General features: G+C 35.7%; 1 protein-coding gene. It reads left to right on the forward strand.

Annotation, left to right across the window (positions count from 1 at the left end; genetic code table 11):
- Positions 1–9 precede the first annotated feature (9 nt).
- A partial coding sequence (locus D9V42_RS14855; RefSeq protein WP_122065560.1) for a single-stranded DNA-binding protein occupies positions 10–336 on the forward strand: 327 nt, incomplete at its 3' end.

The raw sequence follows: 336 nt of genomic DNA on the forward strand, positions 1-336 counted from the left end.
AAATAAAAAATGGCAATTATCACAGTAACAGCACAAGCGAACGAAAAAAATACACGTACAGTAAGTACAGCAAAAGGCGATAAGAAAATTATTTCAGTCCCATTATTTGAAAAAGAAAAGGGATCTAACGTAAAAGTTGCGTACGGTTCGGCTTTCTTGCCTGATTTCATTCAATTAGGTGACACAGTAACGGTCAGCGGTCGTGTACAAGCCAAGGAATCAGGAGAATACGTAAATTATAACTTTGTTTTCCCTACGGTTGAAAAAGTATTTATCACTAATGATAATAGTAGTCAATCACAAGCTAAACAAGACTTATTTGGTGGTTCTGAACCT

Source organism: Staphylococcus pseudoxylosus, assembly GCF_003697915.1.
GTDB lineage: Bacteria > Bacillota > Bacilli > Staphylococcales > Staphylococcaceae > Staphylococcus > Staphylococcus pseudoxylosus.